Genomic DNA, 25,142 nt, shown 5'->3' with positions numbered 1-25,142 from the left:
AACTATGAGGTACTAGATACAACAGGGATACTTGAGCACCTCTGTGTTTTAAGAGGGATACTTCCTGGGCTTGTCAGAACCCGCTTGCGCCAAGGAACCTTAAATTATTGCTCCAATCAGAAAGGTTAGGACCTGTTCTAAAAACTCTTGGCAAAACTACCTATACTTTACTGTTTATCCAGATTTTTCCCAGGGGTACTTGGGGATTATTTTATAGATTTGGTAATTTTTGTCCAGTTTTATAGACTCAGCTTTGTCTAGATGATCTAATCAAGAAATTTGAATAAAAGCTGCAAAATATCTTAAGATTATCTAAAGAATTAACCTGTCTTGATGCAGTCGCTCATGGGGGTTCCCCCCAAGACCGCACTGGTAGTCGCTCATGGGGGTTCCCCCCAAGACCGCGCTACCTCGCTGCATCGCTGTCTAGAAGCAACTAGATTGACATGTCTGGACTGGCGATTCTGTTCACGAGTCACTAGGGAGTGTCAGACGTGAGGCTTCTCGCCGGAATAGCTAACAAACAAAGTTAGGAGGAATATAATATGGCACTTGTACCCATGCGGCTACTGTTGGATCACGCAGCTGAGAACGGCTACGGGATTCCAGCATACAACGTTAACAACATGGAACAAATCCTGTCTATCATGCAGGCTGCTGAAGAAGCGGATAGTCCGGTAATCTTACAAGCTTCTCGTGGTGCCCGCAAATATGCAGGTGAGAACTTCCTCCGCCATCTGGTCACAGCAGCGGTGGAATCCTACCCTCATATTCCCATTGCCATGCACCAAGACCATGGCAATAGCCCAGCCACCTGCTATTCGGCAATTCGTAACGGCTTCACCAGTGTGATGATGGATGGCTCCTTGGAAGCTGATGCTAAGACTCCAGCCAGCTTCGATTACAACGTCAGTGTTACTGCCGAAGTAGTAAAAGTTGCCCATGCTATCGGTGTTAGTGTTGAAGGGGAACTGGGTTGCCTAGGTTCACTGGAAACCGGTAAAGGTGACAAAGAAGATGGTCACGGATTTGAAGGAACTCTGAGTCGCGACCAACTATTGACCGACCCCGACGAAGCAGTTGAATTTGTTGAGCGCACCCAAGTTGATGCTCTAGCTGTAGCTATTGGTACTAGCCACGGTGCTTACAAGTTCACCCGCAAGCCGACTGGAGAAATTCTTGCCATTAGTCGCATTGAAGAAATTCATAAGCGTTTGCCTAACACTCACTTGGTGATGCACGGTTCTTCCTCTGTGCCTCAAGAGTGGCTTGACATGATCAACCAGTACGGTGGTTCTATTCCTGAAACCTATGGTGTACCCCTTGAAGAAATTCAAAAGGGTATTAAGAGCGGTGTTCGTAAGGTTAACATTGACACCGACAACCGCTTGGCTATCACTGCTGCTATCCGAGAAGCTGCTGCCAAAGATCCTTCTAACTTTGACCCCCGTCACTTCCTCAAGCCTTCTATCAAATATATGAAGCAGGTTTGCTTGAAGCGTTACGAAGCCTTTGGTACTGCTGGTAATGCTAGCAAGATCAAGCAAGCGACTATCGATGTTTTTGCAACTAAGTATGCCAACGGTGAGTTAAGTGCTGTGGCGAAAAAAGCTGTAACTGCCTAGTTTTTAACGCTTAACAGGAAAATCATTGCTGTTTTGGTGAACCAAGAACAAGCAGAATTATTTGGGTAGCTGTTAAAGTTACCCAATTTTTTGTTGTTAGTGATTAGTTATTTGAAAATTGCCTATTTTCAGATACTTACAGCTGTCTTTGATACTCTTCCAGAATATCGATTAGATCCATCTGACACTGCATGGGTAGCAAATCTGCTAGGGGAACTTGCCGTTTACCACCACCTAGCTTCACAGAAATGCTTTGCAGGATTGGCATCATCTGGTCTTCTGTGATTGTATTAGTGTTACCGATTAGTAGGGGATAAAATTGTTCAGCCAAAGTGGTATGTAGATGGGCATCCCTGAGGTAAAGATGCCACTTGGCTACATCAATGTATACTTTGTCGCCAATTTCAGCAGCGAGAGTTTCAATTGCTTCTGTAGAAGTTGGATTAGCCATGGTAATTAGCTGTTTCTAATTAATTGCATTTTGGGATATCTAAGGAAGGTTTAAAGTTGTTCGCGTAGCGTGGCCTTTGGCCAAGGTTTAAAGTTAAAGGTTTAAAGTTTAAAGTTTCCCTCAAAAAAGTTTGCTTATCACCTTGTATTAAAAGACTGGAGTTTATTTGCTGGCTTTCTGTTAACTGTCAACAGTTAACCGTCAACAGTTAACCGTCAACAGTTAACCGAAAATCAATTACTACAATTATCTTCGGTGATTTCATCCTTGAGGGGATTCGGTTGGAGGTTCTTGAGTAGGCAGGGGGGTATAGTTTGCGATCGCAAATATATAAACCCCATGCCCTACTAAAATCAATCCCCACAGACCAGTAAACCAGTATGCCCAAGTCCATTGAGCATACTGTATAGTTCTGAAAAACCACACTCCTGAATTACAAGCAGCAAAAATTGCCACATGTACAGCAAAGTTCATGCGGTCATCTAAACGACGGTAGGCTGGATCACGTCGGTCAGGTTTACGAGGCCAACGAGGAGGCATAGATATTTGTCAGTTTTTAGTTGTGTAACGGCTTGGTCTGATACCAACCCTAGTCAGTTAATTTAATTTTAGAACCTAATGTTGGATTGAACATGATCCGAACCAAACAGTTTGTTCCTTTAAATATTGCAGTGATGACGGTGTCCGATTCCCGTACCGAAGCCACGGATAAGTCGGGTAAGTTGCTGGTTGAGAGTTTAACCCAGGCGGGGCATCATTTAGCGGAAAAGGTTATTGTTCCAGACAACATCTACAAAATCCGTGAGGTGGTTTCCCGATGGATTGCTGATGAATCGGTACAGGTAGTGTTGACTACAGGAGGAACTGGTGTTACAGGTCGAGATGGTACACCAGAAGCGATTCAACCCCTCCTGGATAAGGAAATCCAGGGCTTTGGTGAAATTTTCCGCATGATTTCCTACCAAGAGATTAAGACTTCTACTATCCAATCTCGTGCCCTGGCTGGTGTGGCTAACGGAACATACATCTTTTGTCTGCCAGGATCTTCTGGAGCTTGTCGGACAGGTTGGGAGCAGATTATCAAAGACCAACTCGATTTGGGCAATTCCCCCTGTAATCTCGTGGAACTGATGCCACGTTTGCGAGAAACCTAATCTTAGCCATAGATTTCCTGTTGAAAGGGTAATGGGTAACTAAGTGCCTGAGTGGATCAGTGCTAAGTGCTGATCCAACTTAACTTGAGATCATTCCTTAACTTAGCAATCGCCTGATATTTGGTAATCCCCGGATTTACCTCCGGTTTTACTCAACAGGCGAATCGATTCAATCGCGATAGACTTTTCCAACGCTTTGGCCATATCGTAAAGGGTCAAAGCCGCAACAGAAACTGCTGTTAGTGCTTCCATTTCGACACCAGTTTCAGCTTTAGTAGTCACAGATGCCTGAATCTGGTATCCCGGTAGTTGGGAGTCAGGTTCCACTTGAACTTCGATCTTGTGTAGGGGCAAGGGATGACACAGAGGAATCAGTTGAGAAGTTTGCTTTGCTGCCATAATCCCAGCCAGCCTAGCAGTTCCTAAGACATCACCCTTGGGGGCATTACCAGATTGGATGGTGTTGAAGGTTGCGGTTTTCATCCGTACCTGAGCAGCGGCTAGTGCCTGACGTTTGGTAAGCGCTTTGCCAGAAACATCGACCATCTGAGCTTGACCTTGACTATCGAGATGGGATAGAGAGCGATTGATTTCCACAAGAGTATTGCAAAATTTTTGATCTATGTGTTATGATAAGTAACTGTTGAGCCACAGAAAAGTGGCAGAAGTTAAGGGCTTGTAGCTCAGTGGACTAGAGCACGTGGCTACGGACCACGGTGTCGGGGGTTCGAATCCCTCCTAGCCCGTTCATTAAGCTAAGGCATCCTAGTGTCTATAGCATATAAATCCCGTTCACGACCGATGGCAAATCTGAGGGAACGGGATAGATTTTTGTTGGACTGGGTCATAAAGATAATCAGTGCCAAAAATGCTATACCAGCACCACAGGAGAAAATTCCTTGATATCCTAACAGGTCGGCGAGATAACCAAAGATCGGCCCAGCTAGGCCAATCCCTAAATCAAACCCACTAATGCAGACAGCGAATACCTGACCCCGTTCGTCAGCAGAGGAGCGGTCAGTCATCAAAGCAGTCATCATCGGTATGAATAATCCAGTGCCAGCTCCTTCTAATAAACCAGCTAGTAAAAATCCAACTTCCGTATCAGCCTGGGAAATCATCAACATTGAGATGATATAGCAAACCACACTAACGGTGATAAAAAGTCCTCGTCCATACCGATCAGATGCCTGACCAGTTAATGCACGAATCACAAAACTAGCGATCGCAGCAGCTGTGAAAAACAATCCTGGATTGAGATTAATACCAGTCTCTCGAATAAACAGAGAGACAAAGCTAACTTTTGTTCCAAATACTATACCGAACAACAGCATTACCAAAGCTGGAATTCCAAGAGGAGGGCTGGTTAACAACTGCCATAGTTTGACCCATAGCTGCCAAATCGAGTTTAACCAAGATTTTGATTGTTCCTGCTCAGGTCTAACATGCCTAATTGGTTCACGAATCTGACTCCCTAACAGCACACCCAGCCCACCTAGAGCTGCAGACACTAAGAATAAAACAGTGTAGCTAACCTCTTGTTGTAGAAAACCCCCCAGCGCTGGTCCGAGACCTAAACCAATCGATGTTGCCAAACTCATGTAACCAATTAACTCACCCCGCTTGTCAACAGGAGACAAATCGGTGACTAGAGCCAGATAACCGATGGTAAAGGCTGCAATACTGATGCCATGAAACATTCGAACCACCATCAACAGGCTAATCGACTGGGTAAATAGATAGCCCAAAGGCGCTAGAGCTACAGCGCTAGTACCAATAATTACTACCAACTTGCGACTGCGCAGGTCTGCCATACGCCCCAGTGGGTTTCTAAACAGCAACAGACCAATGGCAAAGCAACCCATTACTAGCCCGACCTGTTGCTTAGTCCCACCCAAGTCTTCAATATATTGCGGCAGGGTTGGCAACAAAGACGTTAAGCTTGACCAAAATAGCAGAGCAACAGTAAATAAAATCAGCAAACTTTGGCGTTGCTGCCCTTCCAGGGTCTGAAAAACTTTCACGCGCTCTATAATCCTGACAAAACTAGCACTTGAGATAGTTAGATAAAATCCGGTTGACTAATCATCATAGTCCTGATCGGGTAATGACTATTTGCGCTTTGGCTGATGGGTAATTGACAATTACCTGTAAGCCAAAGCGCGAACAGCCAAAAATCCGGGGACTATTTCGGAAGTAATTAACCGGACTTGATACTATTTCTTTAGTTTACTCTTCTTAACAATTTACCCAGAGGCTTAGACAGGGTGATGGGGTGATCGGCGTTGGGGGAAGAATATCACAACCGGTTTTTGTTCACAAATTAATTAGGATTGCGATGCTCTGAAAGAGCCGCTACGCGAACGCAGCAATAACTAAGCTCAAGCTTGGCTACTGGTAGCGCATAATGGAGCGCTCAATATGATCACAAAAGTATTCCCGAAAGCGTTTTTAGAAGGGATAGGCGTCTTGCTGTGATGAACTTTACAGGTTTTACTTTATCAAAGATAATTTTGACGGGGCCTGTGGCTTACGCGAAGCGGCATCATTTCTACCATTTTATTTAACAGTTCACGAGCCTCTAATAATCGATTTTCTAGCCCAGTCTTTAGTATTCTCAAGGTAAGTCACCAACATTTTCCATTCCCTAGCTTCTTTTGTCAAATCCTTAACATTGCCCAGGTAGACTAGAGTAATGCGGCGCTCTTCGTTATCAGAACAAACCTCTAGAATGGTTGTGTATAGCTTTTGCCAATGCTCTAACCAGTTATCTTCAATGGGATCAAAAATTGCCTCGAACAAATTCCGCCATAACAACTCAATAGTTTTAATAGTTTTGAGATTTTCCTCGGTAGGCTTATCCCAGCCTACATGGCGCTGACGTAATATTTTAATAGGTGGGGGATTTTCACTCATAGACAGCAAATTTACTCTTCAGTCTTTGAAGCTACATTCCTAGAATTCCCTAAATGCTGTCTTAACATCACAGTTTTACAACAAATCAAAAATTCCTCCTAGTCTAGCAAAGAATAGGAGGAATAGCCGATAATCTTAGCTGCCTAACTTCTAGATATGAGGCTAATGGTAAGCTATCAGCTATCAACCAAATACCAAAACTAAAGGCTGACGGCTGATAGCTGTTCGCGTAGCGTGAGCCAAAAGCTCACGGCTGATAGCTGACGGCTAATACTAAAAGACGGCTAGTTGAGAGCTTCCGTGCTTGAGGCGGAGCTAACTAACGTTGCCAGAACCCCGTTAGTTTAAAACCTAGAGCCATTGAGCCTATTACCTAGAACCATTAACCCACTTTAACGGTCTACTGACCCCATAATAATGTCAATACTACCGAGAATGGCCATAATATCGGCAACTTTGACTCCTGTGAGGATATGGGGCAGAATCTGTAAGTTATTGAAATCGGGTGGACGAATCTTCCAACGCCAAGGAAAGACATTATCATCACCAATAATGAAAATTCCTAGTTCTCCTTTACCAGACTCAAGACGGACATAGTGTTCACCCTTGGGAATCTTGAAAGTAGGGGCAATTTTCTTGCCCATGAACTGATAATCGAAGTCGTTCCACTGGGATTTGCGACCCTCTGCCATCCGCTTGGCTTCTAGGTTTTCGTAAGGACCACCGGGAAGTCCTTTTAAGGCTTGACGGATAATCTTAACGGACTCCCGCATTTCCCTAATCCGCACCACATACCGGGCAAAACAATCACCCCCGGTTTCCCAGTGTACTTCCCAATCGAAGTCGTCATAGCATTCGTAGTGGTCAACTTTGCGTAAGTCCCACTTGACTCCAGAACCTCGTAGCATCGGGCCAGAAAGTCCCCAGTTAATCGCTTCTTCCCTACTAATGGTACCGATACCTTCAACTCGGCGGCGGAAGATAGGGTTGTTGGTGATTAACCGTTCGTACTCATCAACTTTAGGGTCAAAGTAGTCACAGAAGTCTTCGCACTTATCTATCCATCCATAGGGTAGGTCAACAGCAACTCCACCAATACGGAAGTAGTTGTTGTTAATTAACCGTTGTCCACTGGCAGCTTCCCATAGGTCATAAATCATCTCCCGTTCCCGGAAGATGTAGAAGAATGGGGTTTGGGCACCCACATCTGCTAGGAATGGTCCAAGCCACAGCAGGTGATTGGCAATCCGATTCAACTCCAGCATGATCACGCGGATGTAGCTGGCACGTTTGGGTACCGGAATATCTGCTAATTTCTCTGGGGCATTGACTGTAATTGCCTCGTTGAACATCCCTGCTGCATAGTCCCATCGGCTCACGTAAGGGACATACATAATGTTAGTGCGATTCTCGGCAATTTTCTCCATGCCTCGGTGCAGGTAGCCAATCACCGGCTCGCAATCTATCACATCCTCCCCATCCAGGGTGACAATTAAGCGGAGAACGCCATGCATGGAGGGATGGTGGGGACCCATGTTGATCACCATGGGTTCGGTTCTGGTCTCGATCTTTGCCATATTTTGATTAATTGCCCCAACTGTTAGCTGCTAGCTCTTAGCCGCTAGCTATTAGCTTACCAAAACAGAGGCAGATAGGTGGTGTATCTTGTTAACTCTAACAATGCCAGAAAAATTTGATATTCTTAATTCAAACTGTTAATTGCTGTTTAAGCTCCTTGTTTCCAATGCTTAGGTTAACGGGAATTGCTACGTAGAAGTTCGGTTCTACGATCCTTAAACTATCAGCAATCACATTACCATCTTTATCAAAGGAGTTGATAGTTTGAATTACTGCACTAGCTGTGCATCGGGGGTGGATTGTGGTTCCAAGGTGGTTATTACCAAGTATAAGTGAAATTTTATCCCAAAAGGAACTAATTGGAAGCGATGACAAGGTTGCTCTTTCCTCAGAGCAAGCAACTGTGATTGAAACTTGTTCAATAGGTGCTAGCAGTCACAGGACAAGAGAAGGGGCTAGCCCTAAGCATAGGGCAGCAGCAGCTAAAGCTCAACGGGAATGGCAAAGTGCGATCGCTACCTTGGAACAGTTGCTGTTGCCAGGGGTTTCAGGCAACCGATCAACAAGCCATAATCCCGAACACTCGTCGAAGCAAGGATTAATTCTAGCTGGTCCTGCTCCAGTCTTAAGTGATCGAGAGCTACTGGCAAGTTTCGAGACTGGGATTTTTACGAACGACGCCTTGAATGCTTGGGCTTTTATGCCCTTCCAGCTACCTCCGGCTCAACCTGAGACTACTCCATTTGTAGAAAATACGACCTACAGGTTACCCCTGTTTCCAGGAGACCCCTTAGCTAACGAGCAGTTTTGTTTAGTGTTTACCAAAGACTTTAGCTTAGTCATGGTCTCTGGAGAAGACCACTTTGGGGTTCCAGGCTTTCAATTCTCCTTTGACCCAGAAGATATCCAACGTGTTTGGACATCACTGCACCGTAGACTATTACTGAGCAGTTCTCATCATCTCAAGCAGTTGGAAGCTTTAATGGAAAAATTTGTGCCAAAGCCCCCCGATTACCGCATTGTAATGAACTTTGGTCGTGGGCTTCTGAAAAATTTACCAGAACTGCCTTCAGTAGAACTGAGCCATACTATACCGGTTACAATATCCGAGTCAACAATGGTTCAGCCAAGACAACCTCAGCATCAGAGGGATACGGTCAAAACTGGTAGTCACTCACAAAATGGGTCTTCTAGTACACCCTTTGCCAAGAAACAGAAAGGAAGCGAGCCTAACTGGCAACGATTGGTGAAAAATGAAGCGCGAGGCTTTCCTAGAATCTCTGCTGTTCACCCAAAAGAAAATTCTGAAGCTACACCTGACGTTGAGCTGCTCCGAGCTCTGACCCATGAAATTCGGACACCCCTAACTACAATTCACACCCTGACTAAACTACTGCTTAGACGTCGTGACTTGCCTCCAGAAGTCATGCGGCGTATAGAAATTATTGACCATGAGTGTAGCGAACAAATCAACCGCATGGAGTTGATTTTCCGGGCAGTAGAATTAGAAACCACAGCAGCCAAGCAAACCCCTGTTAGCCTGACCTGTATATCTCTGGCTCGGGTTTTTCACAACAGCATCCCCCGCTGGCAAAAACAAGCACAGCGGCGTAATTTAACCCTAGATGTAGTCTTACCGCAACAGTTGCCAACAGTGGTCAGCCATCCCGCCTTGTTAGATCAGGTACTAACTGGCTTGATGGAAAATTTCACCCGGTCTATTCCAACAGGGGGTCATATCAAGTTACAGGTTACACCTGCTGGAAACCAGCTGAAGTTACAATTCCAGTCTCAGATTAATCGGGAAACAATCGCTGACGACCATTGCCCGACATTGAAGTCCCTTGGTCAGCTGCTGACTTTCCAGCCAGAAACGGGTAGTATCAGTTTGAATTTGAATGTGACCAAAAATCTATTCCAGGCGTTGGGTGGTAAACTAATTGTTAAGCAACGACCCCAACAGGGTGAGGTGATGACAGTATTTTTACCGTTAGCTGACCTGGCTAAGACACCCCTCCCTGGGATTGGTTGACCATTACCTCAACGATTTTTTAGGTTTCAGATTTTTACGTTTCAGAGGCAATTGGTAGCAAGACTTTAAATTGGGAGCCTTGCCCAAATCGACTAACTACTGAAATCGAACCACCACCCCGTTGTAATAATTGTTGCACAATGGTTAAACCTATCCCTGCACCAAGGTCTTCCCTAGGTGTTGACCTACCCCGATAAAAACTGTCAAAAATCTTAGGTATGTCACTTTCAGCAATGCCAATACCTGTATCACTAAATATCAGCTGAACATACTTGCCCTTACGAGTTGCCTGTACTCTAACCTTACCGCCAGCGGGAGTAAACTTTAAACTGTTGTGCAATAGATTAATCACGATATGCCTCAAGCCAACCTCTGAAAACAAGACTGAGGGGAGATTGGCAGGAATGGTGTAGCCGAGCTGGATGCCTTTTTCTTGGGCAAGGGGTTGATAGGTGCTGACAATACCAGGAACAATCTCTGCTAGCTGCAACGGCCAAGTTTGATCAGTTTGGGGGTCACCCTCTAGCTGAACCAGTTCTAGTAATCCAGCCACTAAGGAATTTAAGCGATCGCATTCTTTATAAAGAAGCCCAATATAGCGTTGGCGTTGGGCGAGCTTCATGTGTGAGGCATCCAGCAGCTTCAGGGCAGTTTTCATGTTCGTTATCGGTGTTCGTAATTCCTGAGCCACTCGCTGAAGTATCTCATTACTCATATAAGGCTCGACCCTTGATAAGGAATTCTTCCCTACCACAACCGGATCAGTAACCCCTGGCAGGGATGGGGGAGATGGGTTAGTCTCCCCGATTGGCTGTGTTGCCAGGGTATCCTGAACAATTTCTTCTGTACGTTGTACTTGTTTAACCAACAACTGGGTTAGTAGTGTATGATTATAGCTTTGAGGGGCAGGTAAAAGGGTTTCCCAATGGCTGCGTTGCTTTGCTGTAGTGGTTCCAATAACTTTGCTTAACCCCTCTAAGAACTGCCGAATTACTGATTGCTCAAGGGTAAAAACAGCTAATAATGTTTGACTGAGTTCACTATCAGCTAAATTTTCTGATTCCGATAGCTCAGGCTGGCAAGCCACAATTAAACTACTATAGTTCTTACAGAGAATAAGTAAGAAATACTCTTGTTTTATTTGAGTTTCAGTCTCCAATGGTAGGGAAAACAGTTGAGAATCTCTGTTCAGGTTAACTACCTCTTCCGAGTTATCTCCTAAACAGTGGCACAGATAAATTTTTTTTGGTACATCAACTTGTTGTTGATACCGTTGTATTTCTCTGTGCCAGCCCTCACCCTGTGGCTTGACCCAAATTGTGGCTGAGATGTTTTGCTCAATTAGCAGGTCAAAGGTTGCTCTGACTAGGGATTTCAGGGTGACAGGAGTGATTGTCAGAGACTCGGGACAGGCAAGAGTTTCTAAAACCAGCTGGTAGAGAGACAATTCTGGATTAGGTGGCAGGTTCATTTAGGGTTAGAGGTGGTTTCGTTAAAGGTGGTTTGGTTAAAGCTTAAACGTTGACCTTCCATGTGATAATCTACAACCTGCCCGCTGAAATAGCTGTCAATTTGGTGACAGCTCCTACACTGACCCGTTGGGTTCAGTGTAGGCTTCCCAGCCAATCCGGGCATCCCTTAGGAGGCGCTGGGCTTTAAGAACGGACTGCCGAGAGACGAAACCTTAGATAGTGGAGCCTTTATGGTTAGTCGGCTATGCATAAAAGGGTTAAAACTTTTTGATTAAGGCTCCACTATCTTACGGTAACTTCAAACCCTGCCGCTCTATTTTTTATATTTATTGCCGCATTATGATCGCGGTCAAGACTGCATCCGCAATGAGGGCAATCATGCCAGCGAATATGCAGTTTTTTAGGAACTTTTTTTCCACAATTGGAGCAATTCTGTGAAGTATTATTGGGACTTACTGCAACTGCCAACAAACCAGCATTTAAGGCCGTAGGCCACGCTACGCGAACGGCTTTGCTTGTAAGAATTGTAAGGAAGCTTGACCAGCCCGCATCTAACACAGATTTAGCCAATCGGGACTTAGTCAGTCCCTTTACGTTTAATTTCTCATGAGCAACAACATCGTATTTTGATAACAGATAATTTGCGGTCTTGAAGTGAAAATCTTTCCGCTTGTCTGCTACCTTTTTGTGTTGCTTACCGAGTTGCTTAATAGCCTTAAGTCTATTCTTACCTCCCTTTTTACGTCGAGATACTCGTTTTTGGATTACCTTTAGGCGCTTTTGACATGCGCGATAGTACTGAGGAATTTCGACAGTTTCACCTTCAGAAGTTGTCAAGAAATCCTTAAGGCCAACATCAATCCCAATTATTGAGTTCGGATTGATATCTGGTTTAACTTCGGGGACTGTCTTGTCCTCCAAGGATAAAACCAGATAATAGCCATCACACTTTTTGGTAATAGAGGCTGTTTTTATCTTGAACCCAGAAGGTATAGGGCGATGGAGTACCACCTTTACCTTGCCTATTTTAGGTAGATTGATTAAATCCCCCTCCAGGCATCCTTCTTTCATTTGAGGATAGGTAAAAGTACGGTAACGGTGCAGCTTTTTAAATCTAGGTCGCCCACTTCGTCTTCCATTACTGTCTCCTTTTATAAACCGATCAAAAGACAGCTTTACTCTCTTGACAACATCCTGAAGTACTTGAGAGTGAATCTGCTTGTACCAGGGACGAGCTTTCTTTAGGTTTGGTAAAGTCTTTTTTTGGCTGTAATAGTTAGGATTATTTCTTAATTCTGGAAGGTGACAGACAAGTGGACAGGCATTTACAGGACAACGATTTGCTTCGTACCAGTTAAACCGATCTGCTAACAAATAGTTATACTGGGCGCAGAGCATTGACAGCCAATTATCTATCACGTCTTTCTGCGCTTTCGTTGGTTTAATTTTGTACTGGTACGCTGTCCTCATTTATAGTTGCCATCTTGTTTACCGACCTATTAATATAATAGCAAGTGTATTAACAAGTGTCAATCTAAAATACAAGATAAAAAACTAGTGATTAGAATTACAGACTTCGAGAAAAGGCAGTTACAGCAAGAAGCAGATAAACGGGGCATGACCTCATCTGAATTAATAAGAAGTTTGATAGCTCGCTTCCCTATCCCAGAAGACTCTGTGTAAAATTCATCCCACACTCATCCTTACGGATTGAGATGTGGGGCTTCTTTTACCGGACAGCTAACCTATAACCTGTAGCCTACTCATCAAAGCATCTCGGGCTTGCTCTCGGTCATCGAAGTGGATTTTTTCAGTACCCAGAATTTGATAATCTTCGTGACCCTTACCAGCAATTAACACTCCATCCCCCGGTTTTGCTTGCAAGATGGCAGTCCGAATGGCGGTAGCGCGATCGCAAATTACCATTGGTTCCACTGATTGAGGAATCCCCTCTAAAACATCCTCTAAGATGCTTTCTGGGTTTTCGGTGCGAGGGTTATCCGAAGTTACTACAGCAACATCAGCTAACTCAGCCGCTATTTTACCCATCTTAGGACGCTTGGTGCGATCGCGATCACCACCACAGCCAAATACACAAATCATCTTGCCTTCAATAAAGGGTCGTGATGCCCTGAGTAAGTTTTCTAAACTATCTGGGGTGTGGGCATAATCGACAATTACACTAATATCCTGTTCCGGTTGAATTTGCACCCGTTCCATCCGCCCTGGCACTCCTGGAAATTGAGCCAAGGCTGCTGCTACTGATTCTAAATCCAAACCCAGCTCTAAAACTGTTCCTACTGCTGCGAGCAAGTTAGACAGATTGTATTGACCCACTAGGGGCGAATTAAAGCTAACCTCTCCTACTGGAGTATGCATAATTCCTCTAACCCCTGTTGGCTCATAGCTTAAGTCCTTCGTCCAGAAATCAGCGGATGGGTTTTGGATACTATAGCTCCAGACTTGCTCAGTTGGTAACTGTTGGATTAACCGCTCTCCATAGGAGTCATCAGCATTAATAATTGCCCTACCTTTGAGATAGTCAGCACTAAACAGCTTAGCTTTAGCGCTGAAGTAATCATCCATGTTCTGGTGGTAGTCCAAATGGTCTTGGGTGAGATTGGTAAACACCGCCACCTCAAACGGACAGCCCTGGATTCGACCTTGGGCTAAGGCGTGTGAACTAACTTCCATCACTGCCATTTGCGCACCTGCTTTGACCGCTAACTGGAGCTGTTGTTGCAATTCAACAGCAAATGGTGTAGTGTAGCTTGCTGTTTGCTCAAAACCTGGCCAACGGGCATAGAGGGTACCCAAAAGTGCTGTGGGGATAGGACTAGAGCTACGAGCGAGCAGAAATTCAATCAGATGGGTAGTGGTAGTTTTGCCATTGGTACCAGTGACTCCAATCAGTCTTAGCTGCTGTGCTGGGTAGTCGTAGAAGGCTGCTGCAGTTTGAGCAGACACGGTGGTCATGTCATCGGCGGCAATTACACAAACTCCTGTTTCTGGTGAAAGTTCCTTGGGGGGGTGTTTGGCAGCCGCTTGGGGAGAAATTATCGCTGCCACTGCCCCAGATGCGATCGCACTTTCCCAGAACTCTCCACCATCTACCCTAGTGCCTGGCATCCCGATGAATAAATCCCCCGGTTGGCAGGCGTGGGAATTGGTACAGATGCCTGTAACGACCAAATCAAGACCCTCGGAGCTAGGCATTTTCACACTATTGGCAATTTTGGCTAATAATTCCCTTAGCTTCATATTTATCGCACCAAACGACACTATAAGATCTACCGAATCATCACAGCCACCAGTCAACTGTCAACCATCAAACCGTCAACCGTCAAACCGTCAACCTGATGTATCGCCTATTTTGACTCACTAACAGGGAAATATTTCCGTAACATTCGCTGCAATTGTTCAACGCTAGCACGAGGAGAGGGGCGAGGCAGGAGCTTTTCCTGACTACAGTGGTTAATACATAGTACTGGCACCTCATACTGATAGGATTGGAACCAATCCTCTCGACTCGTAATGTCTCGAACCTCTAGCTTAAAGTTTAAGCCTTCAATCATCTCTAGCTTTTCAAGTAATCCCTCACAAAGATGGCAACCGGGTTTACTGTAAAGAATTAATTCCATCAGGCAAGTTAGTTGAAAATTGTTAATTTAGACGATAGTTTAATAAAGTTAAGAGCAGCTTCGGCAAACATACCTGAAGAAACGCTAAAATGCTGGACAGCTACATTCGCCTTCATGGTACGTCCATTTGAACCAGCCCCATGTCCACAGACCTTCGCCTCGTCTCAGAAAACCGTTGCTTTGGCGGTACAGTAGGTTTTTACACTCATCACTCTCAGAATTGTAGGACACAGATGGGGTTTTCCGTATACCAACCCCCTCAGGCGAAAGTCCAATCCGTTCCAGTTCTATATTACCTGTCAGGTCTGACTTGCACAGAAGAGAACTTTATGGTAAAATCAGCTGCTCAGCGATTTGCTGCCAAGCATGGATTGATGTTGGTTGCTCCAGATACCAGCCCTCGAAATACAGGAATTCCAGGTGAGGACGATGAGTGGGATTTGGGTTCTGGTGCCGGTTTTTATGTAGATGCCACCCTTGAACCTTGGTCAGCTCACTACCAAATGTATAGCTACGTTGTCCACGAGTTACCGGAGGTAATTGCCCAACATTTCCCCGCGCAAGTTGAGAAACAAGGTATATTTGGTCATTCTATGGGTGGTCATGGCGCATTAATTTGTGCATTAAGAAACCCAAAGCAGTACCTATCTGTCTCTGCTTTTGCTCCCATTGCTGCTCCCATGCGCAGCGCCTGGGGTCAGAAGGCATTCACCAATTACCTCGGGACAGACCAAGAGCAATGGCGAGCTTACGATGCCAGCGAACTGGTGTTGGTAGCCAACTATAACCATACAATTCTGATTGACCAAGGCACTGCTGACCCCTTTTACGAGAAGCAACAGTTGCTCCCTGAGGTGTTTGAGAAGGCTTGTGAAAAGGCAGATCAGCCCCTGACTTTCCGTCTCCAGGTCGGCTATAACCACAGTTACTATTTTATTGCCACCTTTATAGAAGACCATATCCGCCATCATGCTGAGGCTTTGTTGGATTGAACAGAATTCAGACAATCCCAAGCTTGCTGAAAAAGTCAAGGATTGAAAATGGAAAATGTAAAATTGGCAATTAACCACTTAAGATTAACCACTTAAGAATTAACTGGAAGACAATTAACCGGAAGTTAAGCTATGAACCGGAAGTTAAGCTATCAGCTATCAGCTAATGGCTGATAGCTGATAGCTTACGTCCTACTTTTAAGAATTGGTATTACCTGGCTTTGAGGACGGCAATATCCCAAAAAGAAGACGTGAAGACCGATCTATGCGATCGCACTGGGTTTTTTAGAATTGTGAACAGTTAGAGGAATGAGTGATTAGAGATGCAACCAAGTAACCCTAACCAGTTTACCGAAAAAGCCTGGGAAGCGATCGCACAAACCCAAGATGTTGCTAAAGCCGCACGGCAACAACAAATCGAAACCGAACACTTGATGAAGGCGATGCTGGATCAAGATCGACTCGCTACCAGTATTCTGAACAAAGCGGAAGTCTCTGTGCCAGGGGTAAGGGAAGCAACGGAATCCTTTATCAAAAAACAACCTAAGGTTTCTGGTAATAGCGACTCCGTTTACCTAGGACGCAGCATGAATAGCTTGCTAGACCGAGCAGAGTCCTATCGTAAAGAATACCAAGACGATTATATCTCCATTGAGCATCTGATCCTGGCTTATCTGAAAGATGACCGCTTTGGTAAGTCATTATTCCAGGAGTTTAAACTAGATGAAAATAGGCTTAAACTTACCATTGCTGACATTCGAGGGAATCAGAAAGTGACCGACCAAAATCCAGAGGGCAAATATCTTGCACTGGAAAAATATGGACGTGATCTGACAGAGGCGGCGCGGGAGGGAAAGCTTGACCCAGTTATTGGCCGAGATGATGAAATTCGGCGCACGATTCAAATTCTCTCGCGCCGTACTAAAAATAACCCAGTGCTGATGGGGGAACCTGGTGTTGGGAAAACTGCTATTGCTGAAGGCTTGGCACAACGGATTATAGCGGGTGATGTGCCTCAATCCCTCAAAGACCGACAATTGATTGCTCTGGATATGGGCGCATTGATTGCTGGGGCTAAGTTTCGGGGAGAATTTGAAGAACGCCTGAAAGCGGTACTAAAAGAAGTTACGGATTCCCAAGGCAAAATTATCCTGTTCATTGATGAAATCCATACCGTCGTCGGTGCTGGTGCTTCTCAAGGAGCAATGGATGCGGGAAATTTGCTCAAGCCAATGTTATCTCGGGGTGAATTGCGCTGTATTGGTGCTACTACTCTCGATGAGTACCGCAAGTACATTGAAAAAGATGCAGCACTCGAAAGACGCTTCCAGCAGGTCTATGTTGACCAGCCTAGTGTAGCTGATACTATCTCGATTCTACGAGGTCTCAAAGAAAGGTATGAAGTTCACCACGGGGTTAAAATTGCCGATAGTGCTTTAGTGGCAGCAGCGACCTTGTCTACTCGGTATATTAGCGATCGCTTTTTACCAGACAAAGCCATTGACTTAATGGATGAAGCGGCAGCACGGCTAAAAATGGAAATTACTTCCAAGCCAGAAGAACTCGATGAAATTGACCGCAAAATTATCCAGCTGGAAATGGAACGGTTGTCTTTACAAAAAGAAACTGATCTCGCCTCCATCGAAAGACTGGAAAGACTGGAAAAAGAACTGGCTGATCTAAAAGAAGAACAGCGTACGTTGAATGCCCAGTGGCAATCAGAAAAAGATGTGATTGACCGGATTCAGGGGATTAAGGAAGAGATTGATCGAGTTAATGTAGAAATTCAACAGGCAGAACGGGATTATGACCTCAACCGAGCCGCTAAGCTAAAATACGGCAAGTTAGCCGAGTTGCAAAAATCCCTGGAAACTGTTGAGCAACAGCTAGCCGAGAACCAAACCAGTAGTCAATCCCTGCTGCGGGAAGAAGTTACAGAAGCTGACATTGCGGAAATTATCTCTAAGTGGACTGGAATTCCGATTAGTAAGCTGGTAGAGTCTCAGAAAGAGAAGCTACTGCACCTGGAAGAAGAACTACACAAGCGGGTGATTGGCCAAGAGGAAGCCGTTACTGCTGTTGCCGATGCTATTCAGCGATCGCGTGCTGGATTAGCTGACCCCAATCGTCCCACCGCTAGCTTTATTTTCCTCGGTCCTACCGGTGTGGGTAAGACAGAATTGGCAAAAGCCTTAGCAGCCTATCTGTTTGACACCGAAGAGGCTATGGTGCGAATCGATATGTCCGAGTATATGGAAAAGCATACCGTTTCCCGACTGATTGGTGCTCCTCCAGGCTATGTGGGTTACGAAGAAGGAGGTCAGTTAACCGAATCCATCCGTAGACGTCCCTATGCGGTAATTCTATTTGACGAAATCGAAAAAGCACACCCGGATGTCTTTAATGTCATGCTGCAAATCCTTGATGATGGTCGAGTTACTGATGCTCAAGGGCATACCGTAGATTTCAAGAATAGCGTTATTATCATGACCAGCAATATTGGCTCCCAGTATATTCTGGATGTAGCTGGGGATGACTCCAAGTATGAGGAAATGCGGAGTCGGGTCATGGAAGCGATGCGCTCTAGTTTCCGTCCTGAATTCCTCAATCGGATTGATGAGGTGATTATTTTCCATACCTTGCAAAAACATCAGTTGCGCAATATTGTCCAGCTGCAAACCCTGCGCTTAGAGCAACGGTTAGCAGAGCGCAAGATGTCCCTGAAACTCTCCGATGCAGCTGTTGACTTTTTGGCAGAATTAGGGTATGATCCAGTTTTTGGAGCACGACCCCTGAAGCGAGCTATTCAGCGGGAGTTGGAAACTCCTATTGCTAAGGGAATTCTCAGGAGTGAATTTAATGATGGGGACACTATCTTTGTGGATGTGAACAATGAACGGCTTTCCTTTCAGCGATTGCCTGCTCAGTTGTTGCTCAGTGAGTCCAATTGAAGCGTAGAAAGGTTGAAGGGTATTTTGTGCTAAACCCCTAAGCATTCAGTGATTAGCTATCAGCTGAATGCTTAGGGCAAAAAACACACCCTAACCCTAAAACCTATACCCTGCGCGCAGTGCCATACCACTTCCTTTTGGTACTACTTTTAGTTTCTCCCTATCCAAATACTTATCCAAATCAGTGAGAATTTCCTCAGCTGGAATACTTGATACTATAGCGCCATAGTCATTGACAACCCTAGAGAATTCCTGATTCACCTGATCTTGCAGTTCCGGCATTGCCCTTACTGAGGTTTGTAGTCTCCCTACAGGATGATTACCTGCCTTAATTCCCTTGGCTTTGGCAATAATCCAATTGGACAATAACTCTAATCTCAAAACCGCAAAGATAGGTTCATATCCTTCTCTCGCTTTTTTCTTCAAACCATCCACATCCTTCTGTCCTAGTGTCACCGTATGTTTAATGGTGGTCTTAACTTCAATGGAAAGATTAGGAAAGTAGGGGTGATTCCAACTATCAATATCTACACCTTGAGAGGAATAGTTTTCTACCTGAAAACCCAAGCGACAGAAGGTAATCGCTAGGAAAATCTGGCAAGTTTTACCAAACCCATTATCTTTTCTAGAGCGACTATTCAGGTGTTGTTTAATGCTGGTTAAATGGTTTAATGTTGATGCATCCATATTCTTAATTCTACATTCTTAATTCTACATTCTATTACCCATTACCCTCGATAGTTGGTCCACGAGTTGGTGTCCACTGTCCCAATCGGTAGAGTGTGTTGGGCTTAGTTAGCTTGAAACTTAGCTGCTCGACGAAATCATCTTCTGAAGTGGCAATAATCAATTGCTTTTTATCCAATACCTGATCCAACACCTCAGCCAAGCGTTCTTTATGGACTGGATCTAGATTTTGCGACGGGTCATCTAGCACCATGAAACCGATATTATGAGTCAATTGCTCTGAAGTTGCTAGGGCTAGAAATATACTCAAAGCAGCACAATTAATATCACCCTTGTTCAACAGTCGTAATGCAACTTCTGACTCTCCATATCCCACCGCCATCACTTCATATTTGTCTGGGTCAATCTCAATATCTGGAAAGTCACTGCGATGGGCTAGCTGACGATAGATACTAGAAATTGCTGCTCTGGTAGCATCGATTTTTTCTTTAGCTGAGTTTCCTAGCACCTCCTGCACGGCTTCACCAATAGTCAACAATCGGTCACAGAAGGCTTCCAAGTCAGCTTTTGCTCCTTCAACCTCTTTATATTCAGGGCAATCTTGAATCGCAAACAAATTATCTACTTCTTGGCGATAACGGAGGACAGTAATAATCCGTTTAATGTTTTCTAAGTCTTGATCAATGCTATCGATACGCTGATTACTTTGCTCAACTGCGGTGCGAATCCTACCTAATTCCTGATCTACGTCAGTAATGGCTTGATTGAGCAGAGCCAGAGCGTGAGCAGAGTCATTAATTTCTGTTTCTAAAGCTACTGCGATCGCATTTTTTGCTTGTTGTAATCCCTTATCCTTATCTAATCGTTCCCGTTGCAACCGCTCCAAGGTTTTAATCAGTCTCTGGAACTCCTCTACTGCTATTTCTAATTCCCGAATCTCCTTCTGAATCGGTTTTAGCTGTAACGCCATGTCTTGCTGCCAGGATTCTAATTCTTGACGCAACTGAACTGGATTAATTGGTGTAGAGCAAACGGGACAATTCTGGGCTTTATCTTCCTGTACTGACTTCAGAAATTTTATGGTTTCGATAATGATACCGGCACGATTGTTGATAGTGTTTATACTCCCTTGCTTTGCCGGTAACTCTTCTTGTTCAATTTGATTTTTTTCTGCCAAAATTTCGGATAGCGTTCCGTATTGATCTTCGAGTTGCTGAATTTCGTTTTCTTTTTGGTTGAGTTCCATAACCTTGGTCTCAACGTTAGCTTTCAAACGATTTAATTCACTTTGCTGATTCAGCAATTCTTTCTGCCGTTCCCAGTCGGGCTGCGCATTACGTAATTGCTTAATCGCCTCCTTACCACCATCTACAAATCGTTCCAAATCATCAGTAGTTTGGTATCTTGGTAAAGAGGGCACCAGCAATCCATAGTCTTTGGCAAAATTTTCAACTGCATTTTCAACCCCTTGGCAAATAGCTTTTGCTCCATTGAGGGATAGTTTGCTCAGGGGAATATCATGAAAGATAGCTTCTTCTTCTGCTAGACCTAAGTCATTTTCCTTAATCGCTTTTGCCGTCTCAATTTTGCTGATAATCTGACTAAACTCTTGATCAACTTTCTTAAACTCTTCCTGGGCTTTAGCTCGCTTAATTCCATCCAATAGATTGCGCCAATCCGTCAACCCCATGAGGCGATCCAGAGCATTTTTGCGCTCTTTTGGTTCCTGAATCAGTAGCGCACTGATAGTTTCTTGATGTAGATACACACAACTCATGTAGTCAGACAATTCTACACCCAGCAGCACCCGCAATTCAGCTTCATCTTCATGATACGAGCCATTATTAATCTGATAGTAAAACTTGGGATTACCACGACGTTTGCGGTCACTCCGATATACCTTTAGGATTTCCCCATTCCCTTCAAAGATAACTTCGACACTAGTCTCCCTTGACGATTGGTTTTTCACTAACCAATTCTTGCGCTCTTCAATTTTAGTAGCACTTTTATTAGCGACATCTTTGCCAAATAGACACCACTCAATGGCATTCAGGGTACTACTTTTGCCTCCCCCCTGAGCTCCTACAATTAATGTGCAAGCTTGATCAAACCGAAATTCCCGTTCTCCGGCTTGTTCAGGAAAGCCTCTAAACCCCTTTACCTTGACTGATACCAGTCGATAGTTTTCCATAGAAACCCTTCCTCATAGACCAATGGTAGCCATCAGTTTTGTGTAGGCTTTTTTGTAAGCACTTCGATGTTTTTCCAACCGATAACGAGCCATACCAGTCACCGCTTGTGATGAACCGCTATCAAACTCTTTGAGCAATTCCTCACTAAGGGCTATCAACCCTTGCTCATGGTCTGAATCAATGGCTTGATCTTTCAGTTCCTCAAATAATTTAGAATTGTCTTTCATTAGCGTTCGCGTAGCGTGGCCTACGGCCAATCGCATTAATTATTCCTGTAAGCCTATGCGCTACGCCCATAGGCTGATAGCACCTCAAGTAGCCCCTCAAGTAGCGCATAGGCTTACGGTGTGACCGTCAGGAAGAGCAGCGCTATCATAATAGACTATGAGCTGGTTATAAATAACTCAGCACTTAGTACTTACCATTTCGCATTCAGCACTGTTCAACCTAGATCAGCGGATTAACTCTTCTTCTGCTTAGGGGATGAAGCAGGTTTATTTTCCTCTATCCATTCTTCAATCAACTCCAATAAGATATGATTCATGGTGACTCCCTTGAGAGCGCACATAGATTTGAATTTTGCCCGTAAGGATTCAGGCAAAAATAGTTTATAGCTAACTTGTTTTTCTTCTGACACATCTTTTGACAACTTTGACCTCCCAATTATCCTACTAAGGGGTAAACAATTCAATAGGTATTTTAAGTTTTTTGTGTTATTTAGATATTTTGTGTTATTATAACCTTAGGAAACGCAAAGAAGCCAGCGGCACTGAGCCTGCTTAAATCTAGTTCGACCAGACTTTGTAGCCTATGGGCTGGTTAGCGCACTAGCTACAGCAGAGGTTCCCCAGGGATCTCTGCTTAACTCTTTGTAACTCTTACTCGTGCTACTAGCAAACCCAGTCAGGGGTGGTAGCTCAAAGGGAAACTTCTTGGATATCAGCTAAATTGGGTAGTAATTCCGTACTATCGTTACTCAACCTATTCCCGTAACGCTGACAACGCACTGCAAAGGTACAATCACCACATCGACCAAGGGATGCTGCTACTTGAGGAAAACCTAAACCTTGATCTTGGTACCCTTGTAGCCACCCAGCCAACCGGGTCAACAACTGAGTCAAATCCTCCCTAGTTTTCTGGTGTTGTGCGCTATTGTAAGTAAATTTAAGACTCTGGGCAGAGGGTTGGGATTTCACAAACCAGTAACTCATGGAAATTTGTTCTGGCCAATAATCGCTAGTTTCCGCTAGGATGTAGAGATACAGGCGTGTTTGCCAGTCTTGGGTTAACCAATCCCGATTTTTAGGTTGAGGATAGGTCTTCCAATCAAGAATTTGGGCTGAGTCTTCCCCTGCAATCAATAAGTCATAGATAACTGTAAGTAGATAACCTTGGAAATACAGGGTTCGGCAATGTTCCGCTTCCCGGAAGCTTTCAGGCTCTGGGTGGGAAAGTTCTGGTGCGGCATTGACTAAACCAGTCAGCCAGTAGTCGAGTTGGGTATCCTCTTCTACTAAGGATGTCACTGGTAACCCAAGTTCGCGCTGTTGCATTAATAGGTGAAAGCGGCTTCCCCAAGTAAGACGCTCTTGTTGTTCGGGAGACACCGGTGTTCCCAGCTGGTCAAAGTAAATGTGTTGGAACTTACGGGGACAGGTTTCTAATACGTTCAGCTGTCCTTGGGATAGACGAGTCAGAGGTGCAGGAGGAAACACTGGTCAATGATAAGGGCGTTTGTATCTGGGTTGTAAACACACGAATTGCTGAAAAAGGCAAGAGGAATCCCTTAATAAGGGGGGCGGGCAAAAGGCAATAGGGGAAAGATATACAGACTTTTCTTGAACAAGAAAAAAAGACTTCCTAGGTTTAGATTTCATTTAGAAACGCTATATTAGCTAGTTTAGCGGAAGAGGTGGAAGTTTCCACACAGATATCGAATGCGATTGGCCTTGGCCTATTGGCCACGCGGGGCGCGTTTGGCCACGCTACGCGATCGCTTCCCCCTGGGGCTAACTCGCCAATCGAAAATTTGATTGCCACAGATTTTAGGGACATAATTGTTTTAGTTATATCTCGAAATTTAGTTGTTTTTATTGTCATCTCATCTCCGTATAATTCCCCTTAATAAAAAGCTTCCCCATCTTCCTGAGGGGGTGACATGAGCCCTGAAAAGCTTACTATATAAGACTTTGATGCCAATTATATCAGTAAAGATAAACTCCCAAATTGACCCTACGAATGATTTAATGGCAAGCTCAAACCTTTATAACTACGTCCAACGTCAGCCCAAAACAGCATGTATCTTTTTGTTACAGATGGCCTGAAATTATTACCCAGTAACGGTTTTACCTTGCTTGTCACCCCCTCAGCCCATCTTCCCATCTGGAGCTGTCCTTATACTTTTAATAATGGGTATTATTACTTAATATATTATTGATGATGCAGTTGTGGGTAAGTCCTGATCACTATCGTCATGTGTTGCTGCCATAGTAATGATGCTGCTATCCTCCCCCTAAGGAAATAATTTTCTTATCCCATACAGCAAGGTTTGGGACATAATTTTAAAGTTTTGTCGCAACAAAATTTTAAAAGCCTACTTAATTAATTTTTATATTGAATAAAATTTTATTATCGATGAAAACTTCATCTATTTCAGAAAATACTGCCCTAGCTACGGTACTGTTTTTTAACCGATGCTACCAACAGTATTTCAGTAATTTCAGGAGAAAACTATGTCTTTAGAAAATGTTAAAGCCTTCTACGAAAGGCTAGGCACTGATCAAGCATTCCGTGCCCAAATTCAAGGAGTAAACAGTAAAGATGAATGTCGCCAAATCGTGCAAAGCGCTGGCTATGACTTCACCCAAGAGGAGCTTGAAGACTATACTGGCCAATTGTTGGAGTCAAGTGCTGCTGAGGATGGTCTGAGGGATCTTGATCAACAAGAACTAGAAGCTGTTTTTGGTGGAGCTACTACAGGTATGGGCATAAAACCACCTATTTTTCAGCCAATGTATGGAGTGGTTTTTTGGCCGCCTAAAGATTGGTGGCCTCAGCCAATGTATGGCGTTGTCATAGACGATACTATCTAAGGAAGTTTGAGCAATAAGCTCAGGTTGATTCCGACACACACAGATCATAGCATTTCAGTTTATGGATGCTACAGATAGTTAGTCGGTAAGGGAGTAGCCAAAAAAACACCAGTTTTTAGCTCTGTTTTTTTACCGATGCTACGAACAGTATTTCAGTAATTTCAGGAGAAAACTATGTCTTTAGAAAATGTTAAAGCCTTCTACGAAAGGCTAGGCACTGATCAAGCATTCCGTGCCCAAATTCAAGGAGTAAACAGTAAAGATGAATGTCGCCAAATCGTGCAAAGCGCTGGCTATGACTTCACCCAAGAGGAGCTTGAAGACTATACTGGCCAATTGTTGGAGTCAAGTGCTGCTGA

The 25,142-nt window shown here is 44.3% G+C and carries 25 protein-coding genes and 1 tRNA gene; 11 read left to right on the top strand and 15 right to left on the bottom strand.

The genetic code is table 11. The features are described 5' to 3' along the window. Positions 1–333 precede the first annotated feature (333 nt). Together F6K46_RS10320 and fba are read left to right on the top strand one after the other, a co-directional pair. The gene (locus F6K46_RS10320) at positions 334–498 is read left to right on the top strand and encodes a hypothetical protein (protein WP_158069360.1); all 165 of its coding nucleotides are present in this window, start codon (positions 334–336) and stop codon (positions 496–498) included. 47 nt (positions 499–545) lie between these two features. After that, a complete protein-coding gene (gene fba / locus F6K46_RS10315; RefSeq protein ID WP_070390956.1) occupies positions 546–1,625 on the top strand; it encodes a class II fructose-bisphosphate aldolase in 1,080 nt (359 codons plus the stop codon). Positions 1,626–1,761: 136 nt separating this feature from the next. Here the strand turns inward: fba and F6K46_RS10310 are convergent, their stop codons facing one another. Further along, complete coding sequence (locus F6K46_RS10310) at positions 1,762–2,076, bottom strand: DUF3181 family protein (protein ID WP_075896146.1); 315 nt, start codon at positions 2,074–2,076, stop codon at positions 1,762–1,764. A gap of 261 nt (positions 2,077–2,337) precedes the next feature. Continuing rightward, positions 2,338–2,616 (bottom strand): 2TM domain-containing protein, encoded by a 279-nt coding sequence (locus F6K46_RS10305; RefSeq protein ID WP_070390954.1) that lies wholly within the window; start codon positions 2,614–2,616, stop codon positions 2,338–2,340. A 92-nt stretch (positions 2,617–2,708) separates the two neighbouring features. Here F6K46_RS10305 and moaB point away from each other — a divergent pair, with 92 nt between their 5' ends. Continuing rightward, complete coding sequence (moaB, locus tag F6K46_RS10300; RefSeq protein ID WP_075896144.1) at positions 2,709–3,230, top strand: molybdenum cofactor biosynthesis protein B; 522 nt, start codon at positions 2,709–2,711, stop codon at positions 3,228–3,230. A 102-nt stretch (positions 3,231–3,332) separates the two neighbouring features. Here the strand turns inward: moaB and moaC are convergent, their stop codons facing one another. Further along, a complete protein-coding gene (moaC, locus tag F6K46_RS10295; protein WP_293051622.1) occupies positions 3,333–3,827 on the bottom strand; it encodes a cyclic pyranopterin monophosphate synthase MoaC in 495 nt (164 codons plus the stop codon). A 75-nt stretch (positions 3,828–3,902) separates the two neighbouring features. On the opposite strand from moaC, the gene F6K46_RS10290 reads away from it, so the two are divergent. After that, positions 3,903–3,976 (top strand) — tRNA-Arg (locus F6K46_RS10290). Positions 3,977–3,985: 9 nt separating this feature from the next. Here the strand turns inward: F6K46_RS10290 and F6K46_RS10285 are convergent. From F6K46_RS10285 to F6K46_RS10275, 3 genes are all read right to left on the bottom strand, one after another. Continuing rightward, positions 3,986–5,254 (bottom strand): MFS transporter, encoded by a 1,269-nt coding sequence (locus tag F6K46_RS10285; protein ID WP_293051625.1) that lies wholly within the window; start codon positions 5,252–5,254, stop codon positions 3,986–3,988. A gap of 547 nt (positions 5,255–5,801) precedes the next feature. Continuing rightward, on the bottom strand, positions 5,802–6,146 hold the full coding sequence (locus F6K46_RS10280) for a hypothetical protein (protein ID WP_075896138.1): 345 nt from the start codon (positions 6,144–6,146) through the stop codon (positions 5,802–5,804). 392 nt (positions 6,147–6,538) lie between these two features. Then, positions 6,539–7,723, bottom strand: a complete 1,185-nt coding sequence (locus F6K46_RS10275; RefSeq protein ID WP_075896136.1) for an NAD(P)H-quinone oxidoreductase subunit H — start codon at positions 7,721–7,723, stop codon at positions 6,539–6,541. A 302-nt stretch (positions 7,724–8,025) separates the two neighbouring features. On the opposite strand from F6K46_RS10275, the gene F6K46_RS10270 reads away from it, so the two are divergent. After that, positions 8,026–9,756 carry a HAMP domain-containing sensor histidine kinase gene (locus F6K46_RS10270; protein ID WP_293051632.1) on the top strand — a complete coding sequence of 577 codons (1,731 nt, stop codon included), beginning with the start codon at positions 8,026–8,028 and terminating at the stop codon, positions 9,754–9,756. 34 nt (positions 9,757–9,790) lie between these two features. Here the strand turns inward: F6K46_RS10270 and F6K46_RS10265 are convergent, their stop codons facing one another. Beyond that, positions 9,791–11,227 carry a DICT sensory domain-containing protein gene (locus F6K46_RS10265; RefSeq protein ID WP_293046390.1) on the bottom strand — a complete coding sequence of 479 codons (1,437 nt, stop codon included), beginning with the start codon at positions 11,225–11,227 and terminating at the stop codon, positions 9,791–9,793. A 283-nt stretch (positions 11,228–11,510) separates the two neighbouring features. Further along, a complete protein-coding gene (locus tag F6K46_RS10260; protein ID WP_293046926.1) occupies positions 11,511–12,698 on the bottom strand; it encodes a transposase in 1,188 nt (395 codons plus the stop codon). Positions 12,699–12,785: 87 nt separating this feature from the next. Between F6K46_RS10260 and F6K46_RS10255 the strand changes: the two genes are divergently transcribed. Further along, positions 12,786–12,911 (top strand): ribbon-helix-helix protein, CopG family, encoded by a 126-nt coding sequence (locus tag F6K46_RS10255; RefSeq protein ID WP_293046929.1) that lies wholly within the window; start codon positions 12,786–12,788, stop codon positions 12,909–12,911. A 57-nt stretch (positions 12,912–12,968) separates the two neighbouring features. Here the strand turns inward: F6K46_RS10255 and F6K46_RS10250 are convergent, their stop codons facing one another. Together F6K46_RS10250 and F6K46_RS10245 are read right to left on the bottom strand one after the other, a co-directional pair. Further along, a complete protein-coding gene (locus tag F6K46_RS10250) occupies positions 12,969–14,489 on the bottom strand; it encodes a UDP-N-acetylmuramoyl-L-alanyl-D-glutamate--2,6-diaminopimelate ligase (protein ID WP_293051635.1) in 1,521 nt (506 codons plus the stop codon). A 107-nt stretch (positions 14,490–14,596) separates the two neighbouring features. Next, positions 14,597–14,869 (bottom strand): glutaredoxin family protein, encoded by a 273-nt coding sequence (locus F6K46_RS10245; protein ID WP_293046936.1) that lies wholly within the window; start codon positions 14,867–14,869, stop codon positions 14,597–14,599. 140 nt (positions 14,870–15,009) lie between these two features. Here F6K46_RS10245 and fghA point away from each other — a divergent pair, with 140 nt between their 5' ends. Both fghA and clpB read left to right on the top strand, forming a co-directional pair. Continuing rightward, a complete protein-coding gene (fghA, locus tag F6K46_RS10240) occupies positions 15,010–15,861 on the top strand; it encodes an S-formylglutathione hydrolase (RefSeq protein ID WP_293051638.1) in 852 nt (283 codons plus the stop codon). A gap of 323 nt (positions 15,862–16,184) precedes the next feature. Then, positions 16,185–18,812 carry an ATP-dependent chaperone ClpB gene (clpB, locus tag F6K46_RS10235; protein WP_293051641.1) on the top strand — a complete coding sequence of 876 codons (2,628 nt, stop codon included), beginning with the start codon at positions 16,185–16,187 and terminating at the stop codon, positions 18,810–18,812. A gap of 96 nt (positions 18,813–18,908) precedes the next feature. On the opposite strand, the gene F6K46_RS10230 is transcribed toward clpB, so the two are convergent. The 5 genes from F6K46_RS10230 to F6K46_RS10210 all read right to left on the bottom strand — a co-directional run bounded on the left by F6K46_RS10230 (position 18,909) and on the right by F6K46_RS10210 (position 23,406). After that, a complete protein-coding gene (locus tag F6K46_RS10230) occupies positions 18,909–19,499 on the bottom strand; it encodes a hypothetical protein (RefSeq protein ID WP_293051644.1) in 591 nt (196 codons plus the stop codon). 34 nt (positions 19,500–19,533) lie between these two features. Beyond that, entirely contained in the window at positions 19,534–21,690 is a 2,157-nt protein-coding gene (locus F6K46_RS10225) for an AAA family ATPase (protein WP_293051647.1), read from the bottom strand. A 12-nt stretch (positions 21,691–21,702) separates the two neighbouring features. Then, positions 21,703–21,954 carry a hypothetical protein gene (locus F6K46_RS10220; protein WP_143727430.1) on the bottom strand — a complete coding sequence of 84 codons (252 nt, stop codon included), beginning with the start codon at positions 21,952–21,954 and terminating at the stop codon, positions 21,703–21,705. Between the two features lie 197 nt (positions 21,955–22,151). Beyond that, positions 22,152–22,340, bottom strand: coding sequence for a hypothetical protein (locus F6K46_RS10215; protein WP_075896118.1), 189 nt, complete (start codon positions 22,338–22,340; stop codon positions 22,152–22,154). Between the two features lie 268 nt (positions 22,341–22,608). Next, positions 22,609–23,406, bottom strand: coding sequence for a PD-(D/E)XK nuclease family protein (locus F6K46_RS10210; protein WP_293051649.1), 798 nt, complete (start codon positions 23,404–23,406; stop codon positions 22,609–22,611). Positions 23,407–23,603: 197 nt separating this feature from the next. Here F6K46_RS10210 and F6K46_RS10205 point away from each other — a divergent pair, with 197 nt between their 5' ends. The 3 genes from F6K46_RS10205 to F6K46_RS10195 all read left to right on the top strand — a co-directional run. After that, positions 23,604–23,816 (top strand): hypothetical protein, encoded by a 213-nt coding sequence (locus tag F6K46_RS10205; protein ID WP_143727429.1) that lies wholly within the window; start codon positions 23,604–23,606, stop codon positions 23,814–23,816. A gap of 607 nt (positions 23,817–24,423) precedes the next feature. Then, entirely contained in the window at positions 24,424–24,783 is a 360-nt protein-coding gene (locus tag F6K46_RS10200) for a Nif11-like leader peptide family natural product precursor (protein WP_075896114.1), read from the top strand. 174 nt (positions 24,784–24,957) lie between these two features. Beyond that, positions 24,958–25,142: Nif11-like leader peptide family natural product precursor (locus tag F6K46_RS10195; protein ID WP_293116985.1), on the top strand; the 185-nt coding region annotated here is incomplete at its 3' end.

Source organism: Moorena sp. SIO3E8 (genome assembly GCF_010692445.1).
Classification (GTDB): domain Bacteria; phylum Cyanobacteriota; class Cyanobacteriia; order Cyanobacteriales; family Coleofasciculaceae; genus Moorena; species Moorena bouillonii.
The sequence above is the reverse complement of the archived record's forward strand: the minus strand, read 5'-3'. Positions and strand labels throughout refer to the sequence as shown.